General features: G+C 36.7%; 5 protein-coding genes. 1 reads left to right on the top strand and 4 read right to left on the bottom strand.

Annotated features, from left to right (window positions below):
• Window positions 1-196: 196 nt before the first annotated feature.
• The 3 genes from AC5WOC_RS21115 to AC5WOC_RS21105 are packed head-to-tail and all read right to left on the bottom strand — an operon-like array spanning window position 197 to window position 2,502.
• Window positions 197-1,537: a sensor histidine kinase gene (locus tag AC5WOC_RS21115; protein ID WP_496057405.1), complete on the bottom strand. Its 1,341-nt coding sequence runs from the start codon at window positions 1,535-1,537 to the stop codon at window positions 197-199.
• On the bottom strand, window positions 1,534-2,220 hold the full coding sequence (locus AC5WOC_RS21110) for a response regulator (RefSeq protein WP_496057404.1): 687 nt from the start codon (window positions 2,218-2,220) through the stop codon (window positions 1,534-1,536). Before AC5WOC_RS21110 ends, AC5WOC_RS21115 begins: the two co-directional genes overlap by 4 nt.
• Window positions 2,221-2,256: 36 nt before the next feature.
• Window positions 2,257-2,502 carry an ABC transporter permease gene (locus tag AC5WOC_RS21105; RefSeq protein ID WP_496057403.1) on the bottom strand — a complete coding sequence of 82 codons (246 nt, stop codon included), beginning with the start codon at window positions 2,500-2,502 and terminating at the stop codon, window positions 2,257-2,259.
• A gap of 564 nt (window positions 2,503-3,066) precedes the next feature.
• Here AC5WOC_RS21105 and AC5WOC_RS21100 point away from each other — a divergent pair.
• Window positions 3,067-3,363: a hypothetical protein gene (locus AC5WOC_RS21100; protein WP_496057402.1), complete on the top strand. Its 297-nt coding sequence runs from the start codon at window positions 3,067-3,069 to the stop codon at window positions 3,361-3,363.
• 156 nt (window positions 3,364-3,519) lie between these two features.
• On the opposite strand, the gene msrB is transcribed toward AC5WOC_RS21100, so the two are convergent.
• Window positions 3,520-3,948 (bottom strand): peptide-methionine (R)-S-oxide reductase MsrB, encoded by a 429-nt coding sequence (gene msrB, locus AC5WOC_RS21095; RefSeq protein ID WP_496057401.1) that lies wholly within the window; start codon window positions 3,946-3,948, stop codon window positions 3,520-3,522.
• Between the last annotated feature and the right edge of the window lie 52 nt (window positions 3,949-4,000).

The raw sequence follows: 4,000 nt of genomic DNA, 5'->3' as shown, positions 1-4,000 counted from the left end.
GCTATAAAAAGTTTGCAACCCTTTTTTCAAATTTATTTTTAGCATGTTACTTTCTTCTATCAGCTATTCATCTAATTCTCTCTATGATGTAATAGGTTTATTGATTTCAATTATGTATTTCGACGATAATCAAGTGATGGTATAAACTTAAAAAAGCTCTTGCTACTAGCAAAAGCTCGCAACTATCAACTCTGTTTCAATACCTCAACCGAATACTGAAGATTGTACCCTCTCCCTTTACACTTTTTACTGATATCTCCCCACCGTGGGCCTCAATGTATTCTTTTGCGATCGCTAAGCCTAAACCCATTCCTCCATGTTCTCTTGATCGATCTTGGTCAGCTCGGTAAAATCGATCAAAAATATATGGAAGATGATCTGCAACGATGCCGTTCCCATTATCTCTAACATGGATAAAAACATCTTGAGCTCCTACTTCCAACTGAACCAATACTCTCCCTCCAGTTGGAGTGTGACGAAGAGCGTTGGAAATCAGATTAACAAATACTTGTGTGATTCGGTTCGGATCAATAAACAGCAATGGCAATATATTATTGTTCAAATGTTCTATCCGTAAATTAATATTCTTTTCTGATGCTTCCAATTGATACATACTGACAATATTGGTTAACAAGCTATTTATATCTACATCCATCTTCTTCAAAGGTAACTGTCCTACTTCCGCTAAAGACAATTGATGCAAATCTTGAACCAAATGAATCAAACGAGCAACCTCATCTTGAATTGGCAATAATGTTTCCGGCTCTGCTTTTTTTATTCCTTGTTGGATTAATTCCATTTGACCCTGAATAATTGTTAACGGTGTACGAAGTTCATGGGCCACATCTGCTACCAGATGACTTCTTGCTTGTTCTGTTCGATATAACCGATTGGTCATCAGATTGAACGTCTCGCCTACTTCTCCAAATTCATCATTTGTTTGAATATCTAATCTTGCTTGTAAATCTCCATCTTTAATTTTTTTCATACTTCGAATCATCGATTGCAACGGATTGGAAATCAGGCGAGACAACCAAATCCCTACCAGCAATGCAATAAAAGAAGTGATGATTATACCAATAAACGTACCCATCTTCATTGAATGGAAAACTGTCTGTTCCATAATATTGAGTCTGTTTGAAATACTAGTGGCCAACTTAAGAATTCCGATTTTATCATTGCCGATCATAATATTTACGGTGATAATATCATCATTTTTTTGGTTAATTGGACCAAATTGTGATAGTACATTGCCATAAACATCTGTCAAAACAAAACTTTCCATCCGATCACGATCGCCTCGGTTTTGGTTTGCTAAAAAATGAACGAATTCATCAACCCCAAACCAAGAATAACCGTTTTCCTGATAATAATAAGCTAACTGATTAGACCATTGTTCTGCACTAGCTTGTCTCATATTTTTCGTATAACTTTCAAGCATTTGCTGAGTATACAAATAGGTGATTGCATAGTATGCAGATCCTAAAAAGACAATCAGAACTAACAAACTTATAATCAATTTATTTCGGAACTTCATTGAATATCTCCAAAACGGTATCCAACACCATGCACCGTCTGTACAAAACGAGGATTTGATAGATCATCTTCAATTTTTTTCCGCAGGTGGCTTATATGGCTATCGATGCTTCTCTCATAACTGAGATAGGTATCTCCTGTTACGACTTGAAGCAATTGCAGTCTACTATAAACTACTCCTGGTCTAGAGGCCAGAGTAAGAAGGATCTGGAATTCAGCAGGAGTCAACGTCACTTCCTGTCCTTGTTTCAGCACAATATGCTTCTCCTCATCTATTACAATATCCCCCCGTTGGATGATAGGAAACTTCAAAGAAGATGGATTGGTTCTTCTTAACACAGAACGAATGCGAGCAGCAAGTTCCCGTAGACTGAAAGGTTTGGTCATATAATCGTCTGCACCAACTTCTAACCCAACAACCCGATCCATTTCATCCGTTTTTGCAGTTAACATAATAATAGCCACATGTGAATTTCTTCTGATCTGCCGGCAAACTTCCAAACCGCTCATTTCTGGCAGCATCCAATCCAATATAACAATATCTGGATTTTTATCAGATACAGCTTTAATTGCTTGATTGCCAGTCGTAGCAGTTATCACATCAAAACCTTCTTGTGCCAAATAAGGCTGAATCACATTGATCACTTTTTGTTCGTCATCAACAACCAATACCGATGTTTTCATTTTTTACACCCTCTTGATAATTGCATGTTTACCATTTTACTCATAGCGTAGAGCCAAAATAGGAGATAACTTAGCTGCTCGATATGCAGGATACAAACCAAAAACCAATCCAATTACTAAAGACACAACAAAAGAAAGCCAAACAGCTGTAAAACTGATAGGAACATCACTTTGCATGAATATGCCTGCCATCCAAGAACCAAAGATACCTATTACGATACCAAAAGCTACGTTGACCCTTGTAAATATTACCATCTGGAAATCGAATAATGCATCCAGCATGATGCCCGAATTCCTCTTCGTGTGTAACGATGATAATGGCTTTCCAACAGTCATATTAACACGATTGGCAGTATAAAATACTTAACAGACCATATTGTATGTCTTCGTTGTTTGTTTTAGTTGAATAAGCATCATTACTTCAGTTTCCTCTACCTTGAACTTCATCCGATAGATATCCACACCAGTTATTCCATTGTTCCCTCGATGACCGCAACAGAACAAGTAAAATAATCCACAATTTCTTTCGAGATTTGTTTTTTTCCTATCAAAATGATGCCCCTGATGATCAACACATAAATCCCATTATAAAGAGAAGTTTTGAAGATTATGTGGTAATAAATCAGAGAATATTTGATATATGGTGGAAAATTTTAACTCATTATGGTTTATTTATTTGTTACAATGAGTGCCTCTTGTTTTTCGTTACCATCACCAATGTTAAAATAGGCGTTTAACCATATTCGAACGAAAATAAACGAATTAATTGTAATTTTTTTATAGTGATTTAAAATGGAATATAGAGATATTGAAATCCAATATCTCACTATCGAAACAGGAGTGTCCATGAAACTGAACTCAGCGGTGAGTTTCCCTGGATTGACGGAAAAAGACATCGTAAGTAGGACAGTCACAGAAACGTACCGGATGACATGGCGTGAGAAGGATCTCCAGTTCCTTGTCATTCTCGACGATTGTGACTATAACCCCGCTTTCACCACTATTTCCATTCATGTTTGTCCAGTTAAAGACGGTAAGGCGGTTGAAAAAGAATATAAGCTAGTCCTACGTATTAGTGATCCGTATCACCGCAAGGGTTATCACGCCATCCCTGATTCGAAAACGTCAATGCAAATTAGTTGATGAAATTTCGGGACATAAGAAGATGCTTCTTATGTCCCGAACCTGAAATTAAAGCTGAATTTTGGGTTTTAAATTAAAACAAACCCTCTCCCATCTTAAAGAAAAAAGAATAGTTTAATATAAAAATAAAAAATGCCTCTAAGTACAGAGGCATTTTTATGAAAACAACGAAAGATAAGCTCCATAGCCTTCTTTCTCCAAATCCTTTTTAGGAACAAAACGGAGTGCAGCTGAATTTATGCAGTAACGTAGTCCTTCAGGTCCAGGACCATCAGGAAACACATGTCCCAAATGGGAATCAGCTTCTTTACTTCTCACCTCCGTGCGAATCATATTATGTGTGTAATCAGTCTTTTCTACAACCTCTTTTTCTTCAATTGGCTTCGTAAAGCTTGGCCAGCCACACCCTGCATCAAATTTATCTCGAGAACTGAAAAGAGGTTTGCCAGAAACAATATCTACATAAATTCCTTCCTCTTCATGATCCCAAAATTCATTTTGAAAAGGAGGCTCTGTTGCATTATTTTGCGTTACTTCATATTGAATACGGTTTAGCCTCTTTTTTAAGGAATTTTTGTCTTCCATGTTCTTATCTACCTCCTATTTGTCCATAGTATTTTATACAAAAATCTATATC

The sequence above is a fragment of the Shimazuella sp. NTD247 genome, from assembly GCF_059510415.1.
The sequence above is the reverse complement of the archived record's forward strand: the minus strand, read 5'-3'. Positions and strand labels throughout refer to the sequence as shown.